The following is a 25,057-nucleotide window of genomic DNA, read 5'->3' on the forward strand; positions in this document are numbered from 1 at the left end:
CGGTCAAAAGGTCGCCTGCACATTGAAGTGCACGCGTGAATCGTGTTTACGGGTGTTCGGGCCGTCCTTGAGCGGCAGGCCCCAGTCGAGGCTGCCCGACAGCCATTCGCGCAACGTGGCGCGGGTGCCGAAGCCGATACTCGCCAGGCTGTAGTCGGCCTCCTGGTCGGGCAGCGCGTCTTGCAGGGCCATCTGCGCGCCTTCGGCAAAGACGTATAAACGCCAGTTGTCGACGTAGCTGCCGAGGCCTTTACCCAGGTGCTTGCTCAACGACGGTGTGCGCAGTTCCTGGGAAAACAGCACGCCGTCATCGCCCGTGCGTTCCGCTGCGAGATAACCGCGCACACTGGTGGCGCCACCGGCGGAAAACTGTTCGTTGGAAACCAGCGGCCCGGAGGCCAATTGGAAGCTCAGCTTGCTTGCCGCTTGCCAGTCGCCGGAAAAATTCCGGGTGAAGGTGCTGTCGCCCTTGAACACCGCGAAGCTGGGATTGGCCTCGTAGCGCTTGGCCCGAAATTCATCGGCGTCGCTGCCATAGCCGAAGAAGCTGCGGGTGCCGGCAACGATGCTCAGGCCCAGGCCGAACTGTGAGGTTTCGGTGTAGCGAAAGCCGTTGTAGGCCAAGGTGATCGGCGCGTACTTGATCGGCACCTCGTCATTGGAGCCGCCAAACTGCAGGGCTTCCTCGAAATCCTTGAAGTCCACGCCCACCGACAGCGAGTTGGCCCAAACGCCCTGGGACGGCACGTTGTAGATCAGCGACGCGCCATAGGAATGCCCCTTGCCCAACACGTTGCTGCCGCCGATGGTCGCGACGTTGCTGTCGGACTGGTAGCCAGACAACTGCACGTTCCAACGCTCGCTCAGGGGCGCGTTATAGGAGCCCGACCAGACTTGCGCGTTGTCCCGGTCTTCGGGGGCGGTGAAATAAGTCAGCGAGGCCGAGTGGCCGCGTTGCCAGAGGTTGTTGTGGCCCAGCGTGACCACCGAACGCAGTTTCTCGGTGTCGGCGCTGTAGTCATTGTTCAGCCCGACACTGGCTTGCCAGGGGTTCTTGTCTTCGACTTGCAGGTCGACATCCATGGTTCCCGGACGTTGCCCTTCGCGCACCACCGGCACTACCTGGCGCCCAGGGTTGCGGTTGGCCACGGCCAACTGGCTTTGCACTGCGCTGAAATCGGCCACTTTGCCTTCTTCCAGCGCCGGCACTTCTTCGCGGACATTGACCGGTGAATAGTGCTCGGTGCCAACCACGCGCACCCGGCCGATCTTGGTTTCGCTGACTTGCAGGTACACCACGCCGCCTTCCACCTGCTGCTCCGGCAGTTCGACGAACACCGACTGGTAACCCTTGGCCTGGTAGCGCTGTTGCAGGGCGTCGCGGGCGCCTTCGATGTCGGTGAGCTTGCGTTGCGGCCCCAGGAACGCATACACCGCCTCTTCGATTTCCCGGGCATCGAGCACGGTATTGCCGCGCACTACATACTCATTCACGTCCACCAGGCGCGCAGGCGTTCCAGCCTCGGCCGCCACCGGCGTATCGGCTTCCTCGGCCCACAACGCTGGCGCCTCGGCGACGAGCATCAGCGCGAGCGCCATGGGCAGGTATGGCCTGCACCTGCCGATGTTGAAGTCCCAATGATCCACACATCCCCCTCGATTCAATTGCGCCACGCGCGCAGCGCCTGCTGCAAAGCCGCGCGCCGCATGACGCGCTGCCTTGGCATCGTGTTGTTGCCTGACGGTTTATTTGCGTTTGGAATGGCCTGCGTGCCTGGAAAGCCAGGTGTGCAACAAAGCGAAGTTCAGCGAAAACTCCGGCATGTGCATCAGGTCGCCGCAGAACACTTCGCTGACGATGCGCTCGAGCAATTTCGCCGCGTGCGGGCTGTCCAGCAGCTCGCCGATGTCCCGCACGAAGACCGAGAAAGCCCAGACACGCTGGTTCAACTCAAGACCCACAAACCAGCGGAACAACAGGTTGTAATTGAGCTGCTCGTACAGCTGTTTTTCACTGGGCAGCGAGTACAGCAGTTGCAACAGCAAAGCGAGCATCAAGGCCGATACCGGCACCTGGATCTGGTGTTCCCGCGCCCATTGCTGCAAAGGCTCGGACGCGACCTCCAGCAGTTCCTCGATCTGTGGGCGCAACATCACCAGGGAATGACCTGGCGGCACGTAGCTGGACAGTTCCTTCAAGGCACTCTGCCAATCGTCCTGGGACACGATCCACACCCAGGGCGCGCCGTAGCGGTACACCGAGACCGGTTTTTTGCGCGCGGCTTCAACAATTTTCGACAGGCGCTGGTCCAGCTCCTGCATGCCCACTTTCGAGTAACTTTCCATAGACCCCAACGCCCCTGTCACACCTGGCATCCAGCGCGAATAGCGCCAGAAAAAGTTGTCCGGCTTCCCTGCAAAAGGCCTTTTCGTCCACAGCGATCCTGCGCCGTTGCCGTTTCACACAACCTTGACCCCGGCCACCTGCCACTACCGAACTTTTGTCATCGAATCTTCATGAACGGTTACCGACAGCGACCGAGCACCCATGAAAAAGGGCGACAGTTGCCTGTCGCCCTCGGGCTTTGTTGACGGTTGTTAGAGCGTCAGGTTGCGTTGTTCCTCCGGGGTCAACTGATTACGCGCCTGGTCGTCCAACCGTCCGGCGCCCAACACCCGCACGCTGTTGTTCGGTTCATGATCCGGTGCCCGGCTGGCACCTTCCTGCGACGGTGCCAGGCGCTCGTTGCCAAAGCCCAGGACCTGCACGCTGAACACCGACGGCATGCGGTTGCGCGAGGCGGCCTGTTGCTCGCGAGCCACGCCTTCCGCCGCATCGCTGGCCGACGCCGCGGCGGAACTGGCGTTGGTCAGCGCGCCAGTGTTGACCACGGCGCTGACCGGCACGCCGTTGGACTTGCCTTGCACCTGAATGTTGGCCGCGTTCACCACATGCAAGGCGGCGATGTTGATATTGCCCGAGACCCGGATACCCGCCTCTCCCGCATCGATGGTGCCGAGCGGCGCGAGCAGGTCGATATCGCCCGGTGCGACCTCCGCAATAGGGTTGAGCGTGGCGATACCGGCGCCAGTGCTCGGCACCGACGGCGACAGGGTGACGTTGCCCCAATTGTCGTAGACACGCTTGGGCGGTGTGTACACCAGGGTGGTTTTCGAACCGCGACCGGCGTTGATATCCCCTGTCGCGGACCAGGCGAGGATGTCGCCGCCAAAGGTGGTCATGATCCGGCTTTGTCCCAGCAACACACTGCCGTTGCTGAACAACTGGATGTCGCCGACCCCTTGGGTGATGACCCCGGCACTGGACGGCGGCGCTTCGCCTTCGATACCAAAAACCTGCTGCCCGCCAGGCGTCAGCATCTGGATATCGCCGCCAAAGTTGGTGTGCACCCCCGCTCCGCCGAACATCGTGATATCGCCCTGGTAGGCCAGGGGATTGCCCGCCACGTCGTGGGTCGGGAATAGCGCGGCGATGGCGTTGCGACCGCGCAGGTAGCTACCGGAACGAGGACTGCTGGCGTTGTTGTACTCGCGACCACCGGCACGCAGTTCGGCGAAGTACACCTCGCGGGCAAACACCCGCTGCTGCTCGGCCGGCAACGCGGCGAAATAAGCCTGCGCCTGATCGGCCTCACCGCTGAAGCCATACCGCGACGCCAGCCAGGCCGCCAACTCGACCTCATAGGTTTTCGCCACCTTGCCCGGCTGTTGGGCCAGGCCGACAGCCGCGTCCGCCAGGTTGGCCGGATCCAGGTATTGACGCACGAAGCCCAGGTAATCCGGCCCCGCCGCACCCACGCCGGCCTGCATCACAATGCTTGCGCCGGGGCGATTGTCACCGGCTTTCACCGGACCGAGGCTGGTCACCGCGGCCTTATCTTCCATCAGGATATTGCGTCCGGCGCTGATCTCCAGCGTACCGGGGCCGGCGACATTGAAGGTGCTGTAGAGAATGTCCCGGCCGGCGGAGACAACGGAGATGTCGGTGGGGTCGTCGTGGACGAACAGGTTGCCGGTGCTTTTCGCATCGCCAGGGAGCTGGGGCACGGAATTGTTGGTGAGCTGTCCGCTGTTGACTATGTCGCGCCCCGCCATGATCCAGGCCGGCCGAGCAGCTTCGTACCAGATATCACCCTCGTAGGGTTGAACGGAAAAGGACAGAATCTCCCCCGTGCGCAACCCCACGATATCGCCGTTCACCGCGTAGAAGCGTGTCGGCTGGTCCGCGCCCCGGTAACTGCCTTCGGTGCCGGAGCCGCCGAAAGCGAACAGAGTACCCGTGCCATTCGTGTCGGTTCTCAGGCCGGTACTGTCCATGTAGCTGAACCCCGGACGAGCCACCGTGGCCAGGCTCGCCTGAGGAGCGTTGGTGGGGGAAATGGTAAAACCTCCCGCGTAAATCGAGTCGGACGCGAGAAACTCCAGTTGCGCCTGCGCGCCCGGCGCCAGCACTAGCGAGTAAGGCAGATTGGGCATCGCCGTGCCCCCCGTCCAAGTCCCGGAAGGTCCGTAGTAAAGGCTTCCGTTGGCGGCGGTGGCTCGAAGGATGGACGGATAGACAAAACGACCGTCGGTGGGTGCCGAGTCGCCCGGCGCCGGGGCGCTACCGCCTATGGCCACCTCGCCGACTCGCGTGAACGGCGTCAGGTTGCCCCCCGCCGTCAACAGGTCAATGGCGGTGTGATCGGTCCACAGGCTGAACCACGAGGAGCCGGTGCCCTTTCCTGCGGCCCCCAAGTTGACGAGCTGTGTACCTTGCGAGAGCAGACGCCCGGCATCGGCGGCGCCGCCCAGCACCAGATCGCCTCGGGCATCCAGGGCCACGGTGGCGTCCCCCGGCACCACGATCATGCCTCCGGTGGCACTTGCCGAAGTGGCTTGGAACGGATCGTAGGCCCGGGATTCACGCGGGTCCTGCCACAGCGCATGCGGGCCGCTGACCAGTTCGATGCCGCCAAAAGAACCGGCATGGGCCCTGACGCTCCCGCGCAAATTGATCAGACTGCCGTTCAATGCATGACGCTGGGCGACCGGACCTTTGCTGTTGGCGCTTTCCAGCGCCCGCGCGCTCAGCGATGGGTTGAGCCCACCACCGACGCGCAGGCTCAAGTCACCGCCGCCGGTCATCTGCAACTGACCATTGACCATGCGCCCCGTCGAGCCCACGGCCAGTACCAAGCCCTGGCTGCGCGTAGCGTATTGCTCGCCGGTGTCGCCACGTGGCGCCAACATGCCGGCATCACCCGCCACATCCACGGCCAGGTTGCCGCCGCCCAAGGTGCCGAGGCCGGTAAAGCCGACCAGTGCCATGTTTTGCCCTTCGGCCGCGAAGGTGCCGAAGTTGATCCACCAGGCCGTGGGGGTGGTGCCGTCGACGCCGCCGCCCTGGCGCCACAGCCAGTTGCCAACGCTTGAGCTCGCGTTCAGCCCGGTCCGGCTGATGACATCGCCGGTCAAGTCTGCGCCAACGGTCAACGACAGGTTGCCGCCCTGATCGGGATACCAGGCGCGGTAGAGGCTGCTCGGGCCGCCGTCTACCAAGGATTCATAGACACCGGCGCCCCAAGGAAGCACTTGGTCCGTCACCTGGTCGACTGAAGCATCTTTCCAGACCCCTCGGGCAAGGTTATAGCCTGCCGATTGCGCCTGGGTCAGGGTCGAAGTACCCGCCGTGTAGATGCCGAACAGCGAGTGCAGGCTCAGGTCGCCCGCACTGACCAGGTCGAGGTCGCCAGTACCGGTGCGCAGGACACTGAAACTGCTCGCCTCGGGTTTGTAGGCGTATTGGTACTCCGCCTCGGACAACTTCGCCAGGCAGGCATCGGAAGACACACAAAGCATGTCCACGGTCTGGCCCAATTCAGCCGCCAGTTCGCTCGCCGAACGTCCTTCATAAGCCGGATTGCCCAAGGCACCGGCACCGCCAACGGTAACGAACAGAGTGCTATTCGTACACACTGGGCCCATGGCACAGAAATCTTCCAGTGTCATGCCGAAACTCAATGCCATCGCTGCCGCCGGTAAACCCACAGCGCTAAAATCACCAGCGATCATCATCGAGAAATCCACCGTCGTCACCAACGGATCGCTCGCGGTGCCCGGCACCGGCGCGCTTCCCCCGGTCTGAACGCGGGTACCCTGCATTGCATAATGGGTGTCCGCCACGGTCAGCTTGCCGTTCTTCGCATAGGGGTCCGCCAGACGCGTGTCGGCGGCCTGAAGATCGGCGCCCGCCACGGTCCGCACCGACCACGATTGCGAGCCTTCGGCAAGCATCGGTGCAATTGCCCAGTTACGGCCCTTGCCATCCCCGCCACGCAAGTTGATCTTCTCCACGCCGTCGGCGAGCTTCACGTCGGTGCCCGCCGGAATCAGCGCGCCCAATGCGAGCTGCAGCGCGCCCGCTTGCATCATGACATTCGGGTTGGCCATATCGACCATGTTCAACGGACGGCTGGGCAACGCCACGCCCTTGGGCCATACCAGCCCGGTCAGCGCCATATCGCCCGCCAGCACCGAGCCGGCATCGAGAATCATCCCTGGGTCCAGGGTCAGGTCAGCACTCAGCCGGGTTCCGGCGGCGTGGGCCAGCGAGCCATCGGCGTTGCGGATATTCGCCGCCAGTACCGTGCCGGCCGGCAGGTTCACGGCTTCTGCCACTTCGCCAGGCACCGGCAAGCGAGTACCCGCAGCCAGGGTGACCGTTTGCAATGGCAGGTCGTAGTTGAGGATGACACCGGACAAGAACGTAGTGCCTTCCTGCAACTCGATGCCCGCGCGCGGCACGATCACATCACCGTTGAACAATTGCTTGCCGGGCGTCAGCACCCAGCCATCGTCGTCCGGGGTTGCCGGCGGCGGCGCGAAACCGTCGTTGATGCTGCCATATACGCTGAGGTCGCCCCCGGCGCGCAGCACCAGGCTGCCGACTTCGCCGGAACCGTACACGGCAGTTTTTGGCGTCAGCGGGTTGAGGCTGGCATAGCGGTAACCGGAGAGGTCCAGGTCGCCTTGCACCACCAGGTCACCGTCGGCGGTGGCACTGACGATTTCGACACCGGGGCGCAGGTGGAAAGCGTTGCGATAGGCGGCATTGTTGAGGCCTGCCAGCTTGCCGTAGCGTAAGGCATTGTTGTTCAAAGCGTTGTCGATAAAGTCCCGGTTGTCGTCATGGATACCGTCGAGGTAATCCTGATTGATGATTTGATACGGCCGGCCACTGGCCGCCGGGTCGGTGCCGTAGGCGGCATCGTCGTAGCGTTGCACGCCATTGAGCGCGATTAGCTTGGCGCCCTGGATGTTCAGGTTGCCGCTGGCGTCGATGGCGATGTCGCCGGCCGTGGCGCCGCCCAGGCGTGGCGCATTCAGCTCCAGGGTGCCACGGGCCTTGCCGTCGTGGCCGACCGTGGTGGCGGTGCCATGGCGCAGATCGATGCGCGCGCCACCGGCCAGCGTCAGCAGGCCATCTCCGGAACTGAGTTCAACCATGGCGCGGTTCGGCGAATCGATGATCTGGCCGTAGCTGTCGACCCGCAGCACGCGGCCGTGGGCATCGAGCACGGCGTTGCCGCCCAGGGTCAAGCCTTGCTTGCCGGCCAGGCGGATGGAACCCACGCGCTCGCCGCTGGCGTCCACGGTGCCATTGACGGTGAGTTTGCCGCCGTCCACCGACACGCTGACCACACCGGCCTTGAGGCCATCGCCGATCACCAGGTCACCCTGCTTGAGCTGGAAGCTGCGCCCGCCGAATACCTGGCCCTGGTTCAGGCGCTGGTTGAGGGCGGCAAAGTCATCGCTCAGGCTGCCATCGCCCAGGCGTTGGGCGCGGATGTCCACGCTGCCGGCCTTGTAGGGCACGGCGGTGCCGCCCGCATCGTAGTAGCCGCTGCTGCTGCCCAGCACGCTGCCCGCCAGGTCGACCTTGCCGGCGGCCGCCGCCAGTGCGGTGGCCTTGAGAGTGCCGGCCTGGTTGTTCACGGCGGACAGATCGATCACCGAGCCGGCGGCCTGGCGGATATTGCCGTTGCGGCTTTCGAGGATCAGGTCACCGCCCCAGCTGTACTTGCTGACATCATTGAAGGTGATTTTGCGTCCGGCCAGGTCGAGGCGCGCGGCATCGGTGAGGGTCAATTCATCCTCGGCGCTGAGGGTCAGCTTGCCGCTGGGCAGCACCACGTTGCCTTCGACCCGCACGTTCTTGCCGTTCAACGCCAGCTCGGCGCCCAAGCTATCGGCGCTGGCCACCGGCAGGCGAGTGCCCGCCGGAGCGCTGACGCGGATGTTGCCGCCCGCGGTGATCCGGTTGACCGACCCGGCCTCGCCGGTCATCAACGGCGTCAGGATGTTCAAGTTGCCGCCGCTGTACTGGAAGCCCTTGCCCGTGATGTATTCACCCTGACGCTGGTAAACCAGCAGGCCACCCTTATGGTTTGCGGTGATGCGTTCGTTGGCGTTGAGATTGACGTTGGCAAATCCCAATGCCAAGCGGTCATAGGCCTTGACCACCTTGGGCTCGGTGGTCGGGGCATAACCAAAACCGATGCGTTCAGCGTCGATTTGCAGGTTGCCCGCGCCCGTGCCGGCACTGTCGCGCACGATGCTGGCGGCCTCGTTTTGCGCACCGTTCCAGATCAGGTCGCGGGTGCGGATTCGTGCGGTTTCACCCGCCTCGCCCTTGCCGTAGATGGCGGGCGTGGTGAGCACCAACTCCTTGAGCCGTGATTTGCCGGTCGCCGCGTCAAAGGTATCGAGGCTGGCGTTGCCATAAAAATTCAGCGAATCGCGAGCGCCCAGCACCAGGGTTTCGAGCGCCGGCGCGCCGGCGCTGGTATCGCCGAGCAACAGGCGGTCAAGCACCTGCTGGTTGAGCGTCAGGCCATTGGGCAACAGATTGCGCGACGCCAGGTCAGCCAGGGTGTCGGCATTGCCGACGTTGATGCCGCCGACCGCCAGGGTCAGGTTGCGGGTGCCGAAGCGCACGGCATCCGTCAGCTCGAAACGATTGTCCGTGGCCGAAGCGATGGTGCCCTCGGAATACAGGCGGGTGGTGCCGGTGCAGACACCATCGCATACACCGATGCGGATACTGCCGGGGGCACTATCTGGCTCCTGCGGGTTAGGCGCTGAAGGCGCCAGCATGTTCAGGTAGCCATTGGACACGGCCAGCACGCTGTTGCGACCGGGGCTGTAGATATAGCCATCGTGCGAGTCACGGGCCACGGCGCCCATGCCCAGGGTATTGATCGACGCGCCTTGCTCCACGGTGATCCCGCCCTTCGGACTCGACGTCACCAAGAATACTTCAGGCGCCCGCAAGGTCGCGCCGCTGCGCAAGGTGATATTTTGGGTCCGGGCGACGGAGCCATTGCCATTTCCGAACTCAAGGAAGTTACCGCCCTGGCCATAGCGGGCCAAGGCGTAACCGCCGATGAACAGGCTGCTGGCGCCGATGGCATTCACCGCATCGTCAGTCAGGGTTACAACGTCCGATCCAGAACTGGCCGCCTCTCCTGCCTTGATGATTTCCAGGTTCCCGGCCCTGACCAACGTGAGTGTGGTGGTGCTGCCGCGACCCTCTTTGGCTGCTTTGCTCAGCAGTTTTCCGGCAAAACTGAAACTCGGTTGGTCACTCTGGTTGCGCTCGAACGTGACGTTGAACGCCTTGGCATCCCGGGGCAGCAGCACAGCGGGAACCCCCAGGCGCGCGGCATCCGCCAGGGCGAACTGACTGAAGCTGGTCTCGTTGTACTGCGAATAGCGGCGCAGCGTATCTGCCGCGGTGACGATCACCTGGCTCGCCAGGCTGTCGCGTACGCCCGTGCCGGCAATGCCGAGGGTGCCGGCCGTTGCCCAGGAGCCGTTACGCATGGCCTGGGTCGGCACCACCCCGCCCTGCCCGGCCAGGCCGTTGACCTCGATGCGAAACGCACCCGGCAGCAGCGCGTAGGTCGAGGGCAGCAAGGTATAGGTGCCGGCCGGCAAGCCGGGTACGCCGGCACCGAGGGTAATCTGCTGGCCGACCAAGGGGGCGACGGCGCCCGCTTCGCCACCCACCGGCGCATAGCCGGTTTGTACGCCGGGTACGATGGCGTAGACCGGGTTGCTGCTCAGTGCCGGTAACAGGAAACCGTCCGGGCCGAACTGCACCAAGGGATTGAAGCGCGCGTCAGTGGAACCGCCACGACCCGAGATGAAACCGGCGCCGGTCAATTCACCGCCGCCGGACACATCCACCACCCCCCCCGCCGCAACGTCGATGGTCTCGCCCACCAGATCGATCTTGCCTGGCACGCCATTGAGGGCTGGCTGCAGCAGGCTCTTGTCGAGCGTCACGCCATCGAACACGTAGGATTTGCCATCCGCTGTTCCGCCATAGGGCATGACGAGCCCCGCGCCGCTGACGGAGGTCAGGCTGCCTGGCAGAAGGTTCACGTCACTGCCGGGACGCGACGCCGTTTCCAGCGCCGTCTGGCCGATGATCAGGTTGCCCAAGGGCGCCCGCAGAATGCCGCCCTGATTGATGACATCCGCTTCGAGTCGCAACTCGCCGAACGCGGAGTAAGGCACCGAAGGGATCGCCGAGCCATTGCGGCCTATGTCTATTCGCTTGGCAGTCAGGGTCCCTTGCACACCGGTGCCGGGGTAGATCTGCGCGGCGGTGAGGCCCAGCACATCCGGTGTAAGAATCAACATCTTGTGATCGGTCTGGCTGCTCGCCATCCGAATGTCACCTTGGCTGTTGAGCTGCAGATCCGCAAAACCGCGACGGTCAACCTGCCGGACTTCTCCGTCGGCCATCGTCAGCGTTCCGCTGCCGCCGACCCTCACCGCGTCGCGGACCTCAAGGAGCCCGGTCGCTGTCAGCAGCAATTTCCCCGCGGCAGGTCGTGCCGACGGCGTCAGTCCTATGCCGGTGCTGCTGTTGTCAGCCCCGGCGGCCGTTTTATCCACCGCGCCAGCCAAGCGCACGTAACTGCCGCGCAAATTGACCACCGAGTCCGCGGCGGCTGTCTCTGCCATGCCGTACGCCCCCGCATAGAGTTGCAGCGCGTTGGCCATCGACAGGTTCACATTGCCGTCGAAGGTCAACAAGCCAGTGCTGAACAGCGACAACGTATCAAAGCCGCCGGCCTCGACCTGATCCACCGCTAGCCGTGCATAACCATGTTCCAACAGGGCGGCGCCCTGTTCGGGAGCGCTACCGGCGGCGATCCCGGTCGCGGAATGGTGTTGCTCGATAATCAGTTCGCGGGTCTTGCGCTGGTCGTCCGGCAAATCGGAATTGTTCGAATAAACGGTGGCCCCCAGCCCTACCGACAGACTCCCGCCCGCCGCGCCGGTACCACCGGCGGCAGCCTTGAATTGACCGTCAAGGTAGAGGCCATTGGTCGAGCCAAAACTGATGCTGCCGCCGTGGCTGGCAACCAAGCGGTTTTGCCCCGCGTCATCCAGAACGGCGCTCGCACCCGAAGCGTCGAGCAACGCGCCTTCGCGCACCACGATGAATTTGACGATACCGCCGCCGTCGCCCGTCGCATGGTCGATTTCACCACCAATGACGATACTTCCGCCGTTACGCACGAAACCGTATTGGTTCCCCCTGGCATCCGTGGCGGTGGCGGCGCGAGCGGCTACGTCCAGGACCGCGTTCTCGCCGATCCAGATCGACTTGAATTGGTCACTGTGCGGTATGGCCGCCGCTTGCGGACCAAGTGCGGAGCCGACAGTGATCGAACCGCCCCAGGCATTTAATGTGCCGTCCACGGTGATTTGGCCGATCCCACTCAAGCGGATCGCCTGCCCGGGATCGACGTTCAGCACGGCCGACTTGCCCACCAGCAGGTCCGCGGAGGCAACGTTCCCTGGGCGGGTGTTCTGGCTGCCGGCTTGCAGCGCCAGGCTGGCACCCTGGCGTTGGGTCAGCACGCCCTTGCCGGCGTCTTCGAGGTACAGCGGCGGCGTCCAGGTTTCCAGCGCGCTGCCAGGCGCGCCACCGGTGGCGAGCCCAGCGGCGGCCGGGCCTTGGCGATACACCGGCAACGTGACGTCGACTCGGGTGCCCTCGGCAACCTCCAGGCCATCGCTGCCAATGATGTCGTAGGCGGAAAAGCCTTTTTTGAAGAAACCGCCATCGAGCAACAAAGTACCCGCCGCCGCCGATGTCGCGGTGTCGCTGATCAGCACTTTACCGGCATGCAGTTGCAAGGTGCCGCCGCCCTTCACACCCTGGCCACGCAACTCACCGCCCAAGCTCAATTCCCCAGTGACGGTGCTCAGGCTGACATCGCCGCCCTTGCCGCCCTGCAACTTGCCCGAATTGAGCAAGGCCGCGCCGGAAGAGACATCCAGCACGCTGCCGGCGCCCAGCACGAGGGCGCCGCCGGTCTTCAGGGCAATGCTGCCACCGTTCTGGTAGGGCAAGGCGCTGATGTCGGCAGGGTCCAGTTGCAGATTGCTCCACAGCCCACTGGCGTCCAGGCGCACCCCTTTGCCCACGGTGATCGAGGAAGCGCCGGCGACCGGCATCGAGCCATCGACCTGAACGAAATCCCTGCCCACCTGAATGACGCCGCCGTGGGCGGTGATGTCAGCATTCACGGCCACTTTCGGGCCAAACAAACTGATGGTGCCGGCAGGGGCTACCTGCAACGCCCCCTCGACATTAATGCCTTCGCTGGCGGCTACTTTGATCGCACCCAGCTTGAAGCCGCTGAGCTGGTTGCTGTCCAGGTACAACGTACCCTGGCGATCCGTCGGCAAGGCGCTGCCGAGGTCGATGCCATTGGCAACGCCTGCGGCGCCTTTGCCGATGACGACGTTTTTTAGCGTATCGGCCGTGGCGCCAAGGGCATATTCCACGGTGCCGCTTTCCTTCACGTAGAACGGCACGTACGCGCCGACCACCAGTTGCCCACCCCGGGCTACGGCTTTTTGCGACTGCTGGTAGCCATCCAGGCCGGCCTGGGCGGCGCGGGTCTGGCGGTCACCTTGGAAGGTGTCGCTGGCGAGTGTGCCTTCGAGCACCGCATTACGCGTACCAATCACCAGGGTGCCGGCATCGCGGCCAACGGTGTAGCCCGCCTCTTGGCGCGAGCGCGGGGCGATCAGGGGATTGTAGTAATAGTTCGTTTGCCCCCAGCGCTGGGTATGGTCTTCGTAGCCTTTGTAGAGGCCGGTGTAGAGCCTGTCGCCGGGCGCGCGGTTGAGTTCATACAAGCGGCCATCGGCGCCTCTGAGCCAGGTTTGCTTGATCGTGCCGCTTTGCACGTCCAGCGTGCCGCCGGACATATTGATCTGCGAGCCAGCCTGAGTGACCAAGTCATTACCGGTAAAACTCACGGTACCGCCCTGGGCCATCCATTCGGCGGCGCTATGGCCCTGGGTGCCGAGGTAGCCGCTGACTTCCAGCAAGCCACCGGCGGTGTACCAGCGATCGGTGGCGTAGCCGTTGGTGCCGGCCGGCACGAACACCAGCTCGCGGGTATCCACCCACACATCGTTGTTATTCAACGCGCCTTCATCCCGGTTGCCGGCGGCATCACGCTGCTCGTTGCCCTGGATGTTGACCTTGATGCTGTTCGCTTCCATCGCCACCTTGACCCCGGTGGCGCCGGACACATCGATCACCGCGCCGTCGCGCACCAGGCTGCGGGTACCGGCATTCACTGCGACCTGGCCGCCGGTGGCGAGGGTGATCGAGCCTTTCTGGAAGTCGACGCTGCCGGCACTGTCGATCCGCACCAGAGACAGGTCACGGCGATAGGTGTCGGCGGGGATCACCTTGCCGTCCTGGCTGACGACCGGTTTCAACAAGCTGTCGCGCTGACTGTCCAGGGCCGTGGCGCTGGCATCCAACAGGATCGCCGTGGTGCTGCCTTCGCCCAGGGTCACGTTGGCCTCGCTACCGCGCGCGGTCAGATGCAGCGTGCCACGGGTGTCCGCCGAGGTGCTGGCGACGGCCACGCCGTTTTGCCGCACCTGGTTGCCGGTCAGGGTCACGTCGCCGCTGGCCGCCATCAACAGCCCTGTGTTGCTCACCTGCCCGGCGCCCGTGCCGCCTACTTGATGGGCGATGACCTCATTGCCGCGGGTGGTTGAAGTCGAGTTACCGTCGCTGGCGAAGCCCTTTTTGATCGTGAAGCTGTCACCGGCCGCCAGCACGGTTTGGCCGCGCTGGGTACTGATGGTGCCGGCGTTGTCGACGGTCTTGCCCAGCAACAACACATAGCCGCCACCGGCGGTCGATTTGCTTGGGGCGGCCGTGGAAATCTGCGCGCCCGTCTCCACCCGAATCGCGCCTTGGGCGTTGGTGAAACTTGCGGCGCTGGCGTTGTAGAGGCCACCGGTCTTGAATTGCTCGTCGCTGAAATCCGTGGCGGCCGCCACCAGGTTACGCACGTTGACCTGGCTGCTGCCGCTGAACACTACACCGTTGCTGTTGAGGATCATCACCGTGCCGTCGGCTTTGATCTGGCCTTGGATCTGGCTCGGCGCGGTGCTGTTGTTGACCTTGTTCAACGCCGCCCAACTGGCGTCCTGTTGAAACGCCAGGGTGGTGTCACGGCCGATATTGAACGTGTCCCAGTTGAGGATTGCCTTGTCGGCGGTCTGCTTGACGGTCACCACGACCTTGCCATTGGCATCGCTCTGTACCGGGCCATTGGCGTTGACGAACAGCGGCTTGCCGTCCGGACCAATCACCGCGTTCAGGCCATTGCCACCCAAACCGTTATGGATGGTTTGCGGTGCGCCAAAGGTGGCCGCACGCCCAGCCGCCTGGGCAGCCTGGCTGGCCGCAATCGCCGCCACCGTGCTGTTCATGTTCGCCAGCGAACGGCCCAACTGCTGCTGCACCCGTTGTTGCTGCGCCAGCGGTGGAGGCGTCCCAGGGCGCGGCGCGCTGGGGCTGGCCGGGCCCGCCGCCGGAGCCGCGCCCTTGGCCGCGAACCAGGCCGAACTGAAACTGGTCGCTGCGTACGCGGGGTTGGCCAGCAGCAGCAAGGCAATGGCCTGGGCCAAAGGCTTGAGGCGCAGCACAGCGGTGGATTCAGCATTACGGCGAGTGGCTTTCTGTGGGCGGCGACGCATCACTACGGATCCTTTTTACGCAGGGCGAATTCGGTAGCGCCCGCTGGACGAGGCGCGCAAATGACTAATCCCAAGGCAGGTTGACGCCATCGCGACCGAACTTTTGTCATGCAATGTTCATCTGCCGGGCGGTTGCCTGAAACGAAAAACCGGCAACAGCGCGAGGCTGTTGCCGGTTCATGCAGCGACCCCGGTGTTCAGGGTTTAGAGCGGACGACCAATGCCGTTGCAGGCGGTGGTGTTGCCCACCGACAGCGAGTTGGTGGCGGTGAAGAAGGTTTCGCGGACCGCGGTTTTCCAGGTGTCGGTGATCGGGATCAGCTTGGCGGCGATGATTTCGTCGTCGTTGTTGGCCAGGTCGGTCAGGGTGTAGTGACGGTTGATGAAGCTGCGAACAGCGGAAGTATCGGTGCTGTCCTTGTAGCACTGGTTGAATACCAGGAAGGTGTAGCCAACGATGCTGTAGCCCGTCGCCGGGTTAGGCAGGACCTTGGCCCAGTTTTCCGGCAGGCCACGATCAGCGGCGGCTGGCGGAGCGATGGTGCTCAGGGCGGTCGTCACGTTGCCGATGGTGGGCAGGTTGCCGTTGACGCGAGCGACCACGGCGTTGCTGCTGGCGTTGACGTCTTCCGGACCGACGTAGCCGATGGCGCCTTCGGTGGAAAGCACGGTGCTGGCCATCGCGGTGCTGCCGGTCACGGCAGTGGCGTTTGCCGGAACGGTGCCGACGGCCGTGGTGAAGGTGCCGTTGGTGGTGAACTTGGTCGGGCACTGGCTGTTCAAGTGACGGGTGAAGATCTCGCTGGTGCCGCTGCTGCCGGCGCGGTAGTAGACCTTGATCGGGGTGGTTGGATAGGTGCTGTTGACCTGGTTCCAAGTGGTGACAGTACCCGAGAAAATGTTGCACAGCTGGGCGCTGGTCAGGTTCAGGTTGTTGACGGCGGTGCCGTTGGCCAACGTGAGTTTGTATGGGACGGTGACCGAAGTGGCTTCGGCAGGGATCTGGATGATCGGACCCCAGTTGGCGGCGTTGCCGGTCGGCACGGCGGGCGACTGGTGAGCGGCGCGATAGGTGGTCAGTTCAGCGCTGGACAGGATCGAGTCGCTACCGGCGTAGTCAACGGTCACGGCCGGAACGTAGACCTTTTCCGGGGGGGTGGTCGAGTCGCCGTCGAAGGTCCAGACCAGCAGGTCGGAGTTGTTGGTCAGGAAAGCGGACTTGCCGCCGCCGCTGCCCACACCCACGTAGTTGGCGAAGGCCGGTTGTGGCGCAGGGCCGTTGAGGATGCCGACGGGAGCAGCGGCGCCATCGGTTGGAGGCACGCCGTACAGGTTCTGCGGCAGAGTGGCACCGCCACCGACGACAGCGGCCATGGCCTGGGCGGAGCAAAGGCCGGCGACGGCCATGGAAACAGCAAGAACGTTGCGCTTGAACATGAAGAATCTCCTTTCATCGTGTCTGGACGTTGGTAGTTCGCTTGTGCTTCTCATCGCGACCGCTGCCCCGAGCAGATTTCCAGCGCTCTTTTAAAGGGGTGGCCACGGCGTAGAAGCTCTCAACATCCGGTGACAGAGAAAGGAAAAAATCTCGGGTGTTCGGCGCTGTTTTTCCTAAATATTCTCGAGAGTTACCGACATCTTCCTGACATTTCGCCCAGCTTTCGCAGCATGAGCGAAACGCCATGGCGTGCCCTCCCCCGTGGGCCGTAGCCTGGCGCGCGGTACATGTCGAACGGATGAACCCGAGTGGCGCTCTGGTGTGGGATTACGCAGGGTTTCATTGCACCAGCTGATTGATCTCGATGATCGGCAGCAGCACAGCCATGACGATGGTCAGCACGACGCCACCCATGATCACGATCATCAGCGGCTCCAGGAGTGCCGTCATGCCCATGGCCCTACGTTCGATATCACGAGACAGGGTTTGCGCGGCGCGCTCGAGCATGGGCGGCAAGTTACCGGTTTTTTCGCCGCTGGCGATCAGGTGGATCAGGATCGGCGGGAACACCTTGCCGACTCGCAGCGCGTTGGCAAGGCCCACGCCTTCGCGTACCCGCAGCGTCGCATCGGCCACGCAATGGCCCAGGCGGTCGTTGGCCAGCGTCTGCCCGGCGGCGTCCAGGGCACGCAACAGTGGCACGCCGGCGCTGCCGAGAATCGCCAGGGTCGAGGCGAAACGCGCCGTGTTCACCCCGAGCACGAAGCGGCCGATCAGCGGAAGCCGCAACACCCGGCTATGCCAGGCCAGGCGTGCCTCGGCGTTACGCAAATAGCGGCGCCACCCCCACCAGCAGCCGGCGAGTCCGGCGAAACAGGCCCAGCCCCACGCGCGCAGGAAGTCGCTGGCCTGCAGCATTACCCGGGTCAGGGTTGGCAGGTCCTGGCGCGCCTGGGAAAAGGCGCTGACCACCTGCGGCACCACGAAGCCCAGCAGGAAAATCACGATGACGATGGAGACCACGCCCACCACCGCCGGGTAGATAAACGCCGTGAGGATCTTGCCCCTCAGGTTGTTGCGTTCTTCGATGTAGTCGGCCAGGCGCTCCATCACCTGGGCAAGGTCGCCGGACTCTTCGCCAGCGGCAATCATCGCCCGGTAGATCTCGGGAAAATCCCGTGGCCGTGCGGCGAGCGCATCGGCCAGGCGCATGCCATTGCGCACGTCGCCACGCACGGCGCCCAGGGTCTCGGCGATGTGGCGTTTCTCGGCCTGGTCCACGGTGGCCGACAGGGCCGCTTCCAACGGCAAGCTGGCGCCCAGCAGGCTCGCCAGTTGGCGGGTGGCCCAGGCCAGATCGCCGTCGGACAGCTTGGGGCTGAATATACCGGGCGCACTGGCGCTGTTGACGGGTTGCTGTTCATCGATGCGCAACGGCGTTAACCCACGGCCACGCAGTTCACCCATCGCACTGCGCTGGCTGTCGGCTTCCAGCACGCCTTGTTGGATTTTCCCGGAGGCATCGGCGGCCTCGAAACGGTAGCGGTTCATCAGGCGTCCCGGGTCACGCGCAGGATTTCTTCGCGGGCGGTGGAGCCAGTGGCGACCCACCGCTCGCCGTCCTCGCGCATGCTCAACATACCGGCCTGCCGCGCACAAATGCGCAGCGCCTGTTCGCCTTCGCCCTGGTGGATCAGTCGGCGCACCTCGTCGTCCACCACGAACAATTCGTGAATGCCGGTACGACCGCTGTAGCCGGTGTGGTTGCAGCGCGGGCAGCCGTGGGGGCGCCACTGCCCCGGCACCGCTTCGTCAGGCTGCTTGCATTCCGGACACAGGCGCCGCACCAGGCGTTGCGCGAGGACGCCGAGCAGTGACGACGCCAACAAAAAGGGCTCCACGCCGATATCGGTCAGCCGCGTCACCGCCGACACGGCGTCGTTGGTGTGCAGGGTCGCCAGGACCAGGTGCCCGGTCAATGAGGCCTGGACTGCAATCTGGGCGGTTTCCTGGTCGCGGATTTCGCCGATCATGATCACGTCCGGATCCTGGCGCAGGATGGCCCGCAGGGCCAGGCCGAAGCTCATGTCGATCCGGCTGTTGACCTGAATCTGGCTGATACCCGGCAAATCGTATTCCACCGGGTCTTCGACGGTGAGGATGTTGCTGGTACTGGCATCCAGGCGGGCCAGGGCGGCATAGAGCGTGGTGGTCTTGCCGCTGCCGGTGGGACCGGTGACGAGCACGATGCCGTGGGGTTGGCGGATCAGTTGGTCGAGTTGAGTGAGCACGGCGGGCGCCATGCCCAAGGTTTCCAGCTGTAACCGCCCGGCCTGTTTGTCCAGCAGGCGCATCACCACCCGCTCGCCGTGGCCGGTGGGCACGGTGGACACCCGCACGTCAATCGGCCGCCCGGCAACACGCAGGGCTATGCGGCCGTCTTGGGGCAAGCGTTTCTCGGCGATATCCAACTGCGCCATGATCTTGATCCGCGACACCAGCGCCGCATGCAGGGCCTTGCGCGGCGCGACCACATCGCGCAGGGCGCCATCGACGCGGTAGCGCACCACGGAATGAGTTTCGAACGGCTCGATATGAATATCGCTGGCTTCATCCCGCGCCGCCTGGGTCAGCAAAGCGTTGATCATGCGGATGACCGGGGCGCCACCTTCGCTGTCCAGCAGGTCGGCGACTTCCGGGATGTCCTGCATCAGCCGGTCCAGGTCGACTTCATTTTCCGCCGCGCCGACGATCGCGGCGGCGCTGCCGGTATCGGCGTAGGCGCTGGTCAGCAGCGCTTCCAACTCATCGTCGCGTATGCGTTGCAAGGCGGTGATGCCATAACGGCGACGGACTTCATTGATGGCCCAGCCGGGCGTTGCGGCGCTGACCAACAGCACATCGCCTTCCTCGCCAGCCTTGAGCAACAGCCGTTGGGCCTTGGCCCAGGCGTAGGGCAAGGCGCCCTGGCGGGTTGGTTGCCCAGGGTTCATGGCTGCTTGCCCGTTTCCAGCGGCACGGCGCGGATGGCTGCGCGGGGCACTTGATTGAGCGGCGCTGGATTGCGTGACGGCACGTTGAGCGGCATCGCCTGCTCGGCTGGCGGCAACTGCGGCGCCTGCATGTCGGTGAGCGGCCATCGGTGGATAGGCTGCAAATTGCCTTGGGCGCGACGGATAAAGTCATAGCGATTGAGGGTAATACTGCGTCCGACATTGTTGTCGCGGATGATGTACGGGCGCAGGAATACCATCAGGTTGGTCTTGGTCCTCGAGCGGCTGTCGCTGCGAAACAGCGCGCCGATACCGGGGATGCTGCCCAGCCCCGGAATGGCATCGGAGCTCTCGGTAAAACCATCCTGGAGCAAGCCGCCCAGAACCATGATCTGTCCATCGTCGAGCAGGATGCTGGTGTCGATGGCGCGCTTGTTGGTCACCGTGCCGGCGTCGCTGGACGCGCGCGGGTCCACGCTGCTGACTTCCTGGTAGATGTCCAGCTTGACCGTGCCGCCTTCGGAGATCTGCGGACGCACGTTCAGGCGCAGCCCTACTTCCTCGCGCTCGATGGTCTGGAACGGGTTGTTGCTGTTGCCCCCGCCATTGGTCACATAGTTGCCCGTGACGAACGGGATGGTCTGACCGACGAAAATGCTCGCCGCTTCGTTGTCCAGCGTCAGCAGATTGGGGGTGGACAGCACGTTGGTGCCGCCCTTGCTTTTCAGCGCGCGGGCCAGCACTTTCAGATCCAACACCTGGCCGATGCCCGGAATATTCACGGTGCCCGAGACCTTGCCGATGCTCAGGCCACCGGGCAGCGCATCAATACTGTTCTTAGCTGATGTATTGATGCCGGCGCCGCCCAGGTTGGCGCCGCCGATCCAGCCATTGCCGGCAAGGTCGCCGGCCTGCCATTGGATGCCGAATGCGCTGGCATCGTCTTCACTGACTTCGACGATCAGGCTTTCGATCACCACCTGGGCTCGGCGCTGGTCGAGCAGGTCGATGACCTCCCGCAGGTTGCGATACAACGGGTCGGGGGCGGAAATCAGCAAGGTGTTGGTGGTGGTATCGGCCTGCACGGTCACGCCATTGGCGGAAAACGCCACCGCGCTTTCGCCGGACTGATGGCCGCTTTGACCACTCGGCATTTGCAGGCCGGCGCCCTGGCCGTTGCTGTTTTGCGAGCTGGCGCCGCTACTTGAGGAACTGCTGCCATTGCCGGTGGTGCTGTTGCCCGATTGGCCACCCAGGCCGCCGCCACTCAACAGGGCTCGCGCGCCGTCGGTGGACGCACCGGCCATTTCCCCTTCACCGGTGAGCAGGCCGCGCAGGGCCTGCGCCAGTTTGTTGGCCTGGGCGTTGCGCAGGTACACCACGTGAAGATTGCTCGGGTTGTTCTGGGCATTGTCGAGCTTGTAGATCAGTTGGCGGGCCAATTCGGTACGCTCGGGGCTGCCGGTGCGCAGGATGATGCTGTTGGACCGTGGGTCACCAATCACCGAGACCTTTTGCGTGGCATCGGCGCCCTGCACGTCCAGCAGCTCGGAGACCATCGTCGCGATGTCGACCGCGATCCCGTTCTGCACCGGCACCACATCGGTGTCGATGGCCCCGGGAATGTCGATGTTGGCGATGATCTGCGCCACGCGCCTGAGGTTTTCCGCGTAGTCGGTGACCACCACCGTGTTGTTGCCAGGATAGGCATTGATGGGGTTGTTAGCCGACACGATAGGCCGCAGCACCGGAATCAGGTTGACCGCGTTTTCGTACTGCAGGCGGTAGGTCCGCGTGATCATGCCATTGCCTGCCGGACGGTCGGCGTCCCCCACCGGGCCGCCCAGCAACTTGGCATCGGCTTCCGGCACCACCTGGCTGACGCCCTCCACTTCGACCACGGCAAAGCCTTGCATGCGCAGGGCCGCCAGCAACATGTCGTAGGCGGTATGAGCCGGAACTTCGCCTTCAGACACCAGGGTCAGTTGGCCTTTGATGCGCGGATCGACCAGGAACTGGCGACCGGTTGCCCGGGATAAAGCGCGCACCACGGCGGGAATGTCGGCCTCGACAAAATTCAACTGCACCGGCTGCTTGCCCAAGCCGTTGCCGGCCACCGTCGCAGCATCGGCGGGAGAACGCGGGCTCGAGCGCGACGGTGCCTTGTTGACCTGCCGCTGTCGCTGCTCTTGCACCTGCGCCTGGGCTCGCTGGCGCTCCACCAGCGCATCGCCGCTGCCGGTCTGCGCCAGCGGCTGGCCGAGTTCGCTTTGCGCGGCGATGGGCTGTGGTTGCTCGCCGCCCCATTGGCTACAGGCACTCAGCAGCAGCGCCAAGGGAAATGTTGACGCGTACGTACCAAACCGCTTCATGAAGAGTCCTTAGCGCCTGGCGCCTGTTCCATGCCGACGACCCCGGAAATCCGCGCGGCCGTCTCAGTACTTTGCGTTGTTGTCCGTTGCAAATGAGCGTCGCGCACCCGCAGGCCGAGCCTGGGTGCGTCGTCCAGTAACCAGTTCAACACGGCGTCGGCCGGGGCGTTATCGAGTGTCAGCCGCCACGTCATGGCATCACCCTCGGCGCTGTTCTCCAGGCGGTAGGCGCCCGCGAGGCCGATGCCATCCAAACGCTCATGCAAAACTTGCGGGGTGATCGCGCCGGGCGGCACGCTGGCGCCTTGCACCTCGCCCAGCACCGATTCCAGCGCTACCGCCTGGGAACGCAGGCGCGGCAGCTCGGCCTGCCAATGATCGATGCGTTGCAGCGGCGGTTGGATCAAGCCGTACCACAGCACCATCACCGGCAACACCACGGCGGCGACGCGCAAGATGCGTTTATCCCGGGCGCTGCTGCGTTGCCAGAACTGCAGTGCGCTGGCGCGCTGGGCCTGCCAGCGGGCGCGATAGCGGGCAAGGCTATTCATCCGCGGCCTCCGCGACGGACGTCGTCTTGGCGTCCGCTGGCAAACGCTTAAGGGTCCACTGCCCGTTGGCCAGATCTGCTTGTATGCCGCCTTGCGCCAGGCTGGCTTGCCAGCTGCTCTCGGCAGGGGGTTTGCGGGCCGGCGCGCGCGGGGTCAGGTGCAATTCCGTGCCATCGAAGTCGAGCTTGTCGACGGCGCCCGCCATGAACGGCAAATGCCCAACCGCCTGCCGCACCAGGACCGCGAAGCTGACCGGTCCTTCGGCCTGCGCCCCGTCGCGTCGCGCATCGCGTTGCTGACGCGCCTGTTGCAAGGGATTGAGGACCACCGGCAACTCGGGGAAAACCTGCTGCACCCGACTGACCATCTGTCTCTTGATTGCTTGGCCCTCATCGGCCAGCCGCATGGCATACAGATTGAGGCCCAAGGTCCAGATCAACGCCGCCACCGCGCAACAGGCGGCGGCGCGGCCCCAGCGCTGATTGCCCCGTGGGTTCTGCTCGATGCCGCTGAGCAGACTCCATGACGGCACCGGGCCGATCCAGCGCTGTTCGCCCGGCAATGGATCGACGCCGGCCAAGCTTTCTGGCCGCGCACCGACCCAACGCACCGTCCTCTCGCGCAATTGCTCGAGCCCTTCTTCCATCAAGGGATGAACCCAGGCGCGCTGAAGGTCCTCGCGTACCAGCAAATGATCCTCCACCCAAGTTGCCGTGCACGCGCCGGCCTCGGCCAACGATAAAAAGCACGGCGCCGCGTACAGGCCGCGCGGCTGCAACTTGAGCGTTTGCAACAACTGCGAGAGACGCTGCAGCGCCGCCCGGTCAAACCAAGCCAATTGCACCTGGCCGCCAATGTCGCGAGGCCCGTGTACCAGGTGAACGGTATCGTCGCTGCCCAGCAGCAGGTTGTCTGCCGCGCAACGCACGGCATCGCCCAGGCGCGCAGCTGGCAGCGGGGGCAATTCGACGCAGGCCAGCAAGCTGTCCTGGGGATGCAAACAGAGCTCCAACGCTTGGGCTTGGGCCGCGCTGCTCAGCTCGCGCAAAGACTGTCGACCCTGCTTGACCAACGCGCCCTTACGGTCGAGCCAGGCACACTCCAACAGGCTGTCGGCGTTCAACTGCGCCAACGGCGCCAGGGCCATCCGCAGCAAAACGCTCATGCGCCCACCCGCGACCAGATCACTCGGGGCCGGTTCAGCTCACCGCGATAAAACAGCGCCTGGACGCTGAACTGGCGCTGCTCGACGGTGGATTGCCCGCGCAACAGAAACCACTCGCTGGTGATGCCCAGGCGCAGTTGTTCAGTGCTCATCTGCGGTACACGCAAGCGGTTGAGGTAATCCCCGCTGTTGATGAACCACTGGCCACGGTCGCGCTCGGCGATCAGCGCTTGCGCCTGGGCCACGCTCATGCCGGGCACCCGCGCGGCCAGGACTTGGGCAGTGGTGGTGTTGCCGTTCACCCAGGTGCTCGCTGGCAGCACCGTGACAAAGGGGCGCAAGCGCTCAAGAGTGGCGGGGTCGATACCCGGCAAGCTGGCCAAGTCATCGAAGTGGCGCAACATCGGCCGGGTGGCGGGCAGCGGGCGGCTGTCGGCGTCGGGTGACGTCAGGCGGCCGCTGTCCAATCCCGTTCCCGCGCTCGTGCTTTGCGACGCAGGCTGCAAGCGCCTGGGGTACGCCTCGATCACGCGCTGGACGATGCGATTGGCCTGGGCAAGCGGTACGCCCAGTTCGGCGCAAAGGCGTTCGAACACAGCGGATTCCAGCGTGTCGAGCTGTCCGTCCAGGACCAGGTTGCGCAGGTTGAATTTGCTCTGCTCATCGCTGATGCGACCGTCGAATACGCCGCTCTCAGAGCCCAGGCGTACGCCGCGCATGGGCTGCGCCCAGTCCTGGTCCAAACGCGTCATGGGTTCGCGCAGCCGTTGCTGCCACAGCGCCTGTCGGGTCCACTCCAGCACCCCATTGGACAGCCAGGCGCCCCGCACCCGCTGGCTTTCGCTTTCCACGCCACGGGTCACCTGCGTCTGCCGGGCGATCATGCCGGCGGCAATCACCGCCACCACGGTCGCCACCAGTAAGGCGCTGATCACCGCCATGCCGCGCTGCGCTGAATGCCCCACGGCTAGAGCTGCCAGGAGCCAATATCGGCGTTGACGCCTTCACCATCGGGCTGGCCATCGGCGCCGAGGGAAAACACATCAACCTCGCCGTTGGTGCCTGGGTTGAGGTAATTGTAGGCACGACCCCAAGGGTCCTTGGGCAATCGCTCCAGATAAGCCCGCCAATTGGCGCTGGTGGCATTGGCGGGCTTTTGCGCCAAGGCTGCGAGGCCTTCGTTCATGGTCGGGTAGCGCCCTTGATCAAGGCGGAACAGCTTGAGCGCCTGCATCAGACCGGCGACGTCCTGGCGAGCCGCCGTGGCCCTGGCCTGGTCCGGCCGGTCGAGAACTTTGGGCACGACCATGGCGGCGAGAATCCCGAGGATGACCACCACGACCATGATTTCGATCAGGGTAAAACCTCGCTGCCGGCGAGGGCCTTGTGTGGGACGGTTAGACGACACGACACCCATCTCGACACTCCTT

Annotated in this window: 11 protein-coding genes; all 11 read right to left on the reverse strand. The window is 64.5% G+C overall.

From position 1 onward, the window contains the following. Positions 1–3: 3 nt before the first annotated feature. Positions 4–1,599, reverse strand: a complete 1,596-nt coding sequence (locus HU742_RS13800; protein WP_186642834.1) for a ShlB/FhaC/HecB family hemolysin secretion/activation protein — start codon at positions 1,597–1,599, stop codon at positions 4–6. Between the two features lie 147 nt (positions 1,600–1,746). Next, the gene (locus HU742_RS26965; RefSeq protein WP_186642835.1) at positions 1,747–2,346 is read right to left on the reverse strand and encodes a transposase; all 600 of its coding nucleotides are present in this window, start codon (positions 2,344–2,346) and stop codon (positions 1,747–1,749) included. A 252-nt stretch (positions 2,347–2,598) separates the two neighbouring features. Then, positions 2,599–15,108 (reverse strand): filamentous hemagglutinin family protein, encoded by a 12,510-nt coding sequence (locus tag HU742_RS13810; RefSeq protein WP_186642836.1) that lies wholly within the window; start codon positions 15,106–15,108, stop codon positions 2,599–2,601. Between the two features lie 204 nt (positions 15,109–15,312). Next, positions 15,313–16,545, reverse strand: coding sequence for a substrate-binding domain-containing protein (locus HU742_RS13815; RefSeq protein ID WP_186642837.1), 1,233 nt, complete (start codon positions 16,543–16,545; stop codon positions 15,313–15,315). Between the two features lie 340 nt (positions 16,546–16,885). Then, positions 16,886–18,097, reverse strand: a complete 1,212-nt coding sequence (gspF, locus tag HU742_RS13820) for a type II secretion system inner membrane protein GspF (RefSeq protein ID WP_186642838.1) — start codon at positions 18,095–18,097, stop codon at positions 16,886–16,888. Next, the gene (gspE, locus tag HU742_RS13825) at positions 18,097–19,539 is read right to left on the reverse strand and encodes a type II secretion system ATPase GspE (protein WP_186642839.1); all 1,443 of its coding nucleotides are present in this window, start codon (positions 19,537–19,539) and stop codon (positions 18,097–18,099) included. Before gspE ends, gspF begins: the two co-directional genes overlap by 1 nt. Then, entirely contained in the window at positions 19,536–21,911 is a 2,376-nt protein-coding gene (gspD, locus tag HU742_RS13830; RefSeq protein WP_186642840.1) for a type II secretion system secretin GspD, read from the reverse strand. Before gspD ends, gspE begins: the two co-directional genes overlap by 4 nt. Then, the gene (locus HU742_RS13835) at positions 21,908–22,462 is read right to left on the reverse strand and encodes a type II secretion system protein M (protein WP_186642841.1); all 555 of its coding nucleotides are present in this window, start codon (positions 22,460–22,462) and stop codon (positions 21,908–21,910) included. The genes gspD and HU742_RS13835 overlap by 4 nt, the downstream gene beginning before the upstream one ends. Beyond that, a complete protein-coding gene (gene gspL, locus HU742_RS13840; protein WP_186642842.1) occupies positions 22,455–23,627 on the reverse strand; it encodes a type II secretion system protein GspL in 1,173 nt (390 codons plus the stop codon). Before gspL ends, HU742_RS13835 begins: the two co-directional genes overlap by 8 nt. Beyond that, positions 23,624–24,568, reverse strand: coding sequence for a type II secretion system minor pseudopilin GspK (gspK, locus tag HU742_RS13845; RefSeq protein ID WP_186639390.1), 945 nt, complete (start codon positions 24,566–24,568; stop codon positions 23,624–23,626). The genes gspL and gspK overlap by 4 nt, the downstream gene beginning before the upstream one ends. Before the next feature lie 26 nt (positions 24,569–24,594). Further along, on the reverse strand, positions 24,595–25,044 hold the full coding sequence (gspG, locus tag HU742_RS13850; RefSeq protein WP_186639278.1) for a type II secretion system major pseudopilin GspG: 450 nt from the start codon (positions 25,042–25,044) through the stop codon (positions 24,595–24,597). Positions 25,045–25,057 lie beyond the last annotated feature (13 nt).

Source organism: Pseudomonas marvdashtae (genome assembly GCF_014268655.2).
Lineage (GTDB): Bacteria > Pseudomonadota > Gammaproteobacteria > Pseudomonadales > Pseudomonadaceae > Aquipseudomonas > Aquipseudomonas marvdashtae.

Excerpts from the sequence above, each read along its gene's own strand:
- HU742_RS13815 (WP_186642837.1), bottom strand. The coding sequence starts at position 16,545 with ATGTTCAAGCGCAACGTTCTTGCTGTTTCCATGGCCGTCGCCGGCCTT.
- HU742_RS13810 (WP_186642836.1), bottom strand. The coding sequence starts at position 15,108 with ATGCGTCGCCGCCCACAGAAAGCCACTCGCCGTAATGCTGAATCCACC.
- gspG (WP_186639278.1), bottom strand. The coding sequence starts at position 25,044 with ATGGGTGTCGTGTCGTCTAACCGTCCCACACAAGGCCCTCGCCGGCAG.
- gspE (WP_186642839.1), bottom strand. The coding sequence starts at position 19,539 with ATGAACCCTGGGCAACCAACCCGCCAGGGCGCCTTGCCCTACGCCTGG.
- gspD (WP_186642840.1), bottom strand. The coding sequence starts at position 21,911 with ATGAAGCGGTTTGGTACGTACGCGTCAACATTTCCCTTGGCGCTGCTG.
- gspL (WP_186642842.1), bottom strand. The coding sequence starts at position 23,627 with ATGAGCGTTTTGCTGCGGATGGCCCTGGCGCCGTTGGCGCAGTTGAAC.
- gspK (WP_186639390.1), bottom strand. The coding sequence starts at position 24,568 with ATGGCGGTGATCAGCGCCTTACTGGTGGCGACCGTGGTGGCGGTGATT.
- gspF (WP_186642838.1), bottom strand. The coding sequence starts at position 18,097 with ATGAACCGCTACCGTTTCGAGGCCGCCGATGCCTCCGGGAAAATCCAA.
- HU742_RS26965 (WP_186642835.1), bottom strand. The coding sequence starts at position 2,346 with ATGGAAAGTTACTCGAAAGTGGGCATGCAGGAGCTGGACCAGCGCCTG.
- HU742_RS13800 (WP_186642834.1), bottom strand. The coding sequence starts at position 1,599 with ATGGCGCTCGCGCTGATGCTCGTCGCCGAGGCGCCAGCGTTGTGGGCC.
- HU742_RS13835 (WP_186642841.1), bottom strand. The coding sequence starts at position 22,462 with ATGAATAGCCTTGCCCGCTATCGCGCCCGCTGGCAGGCCCAGCGCGCC.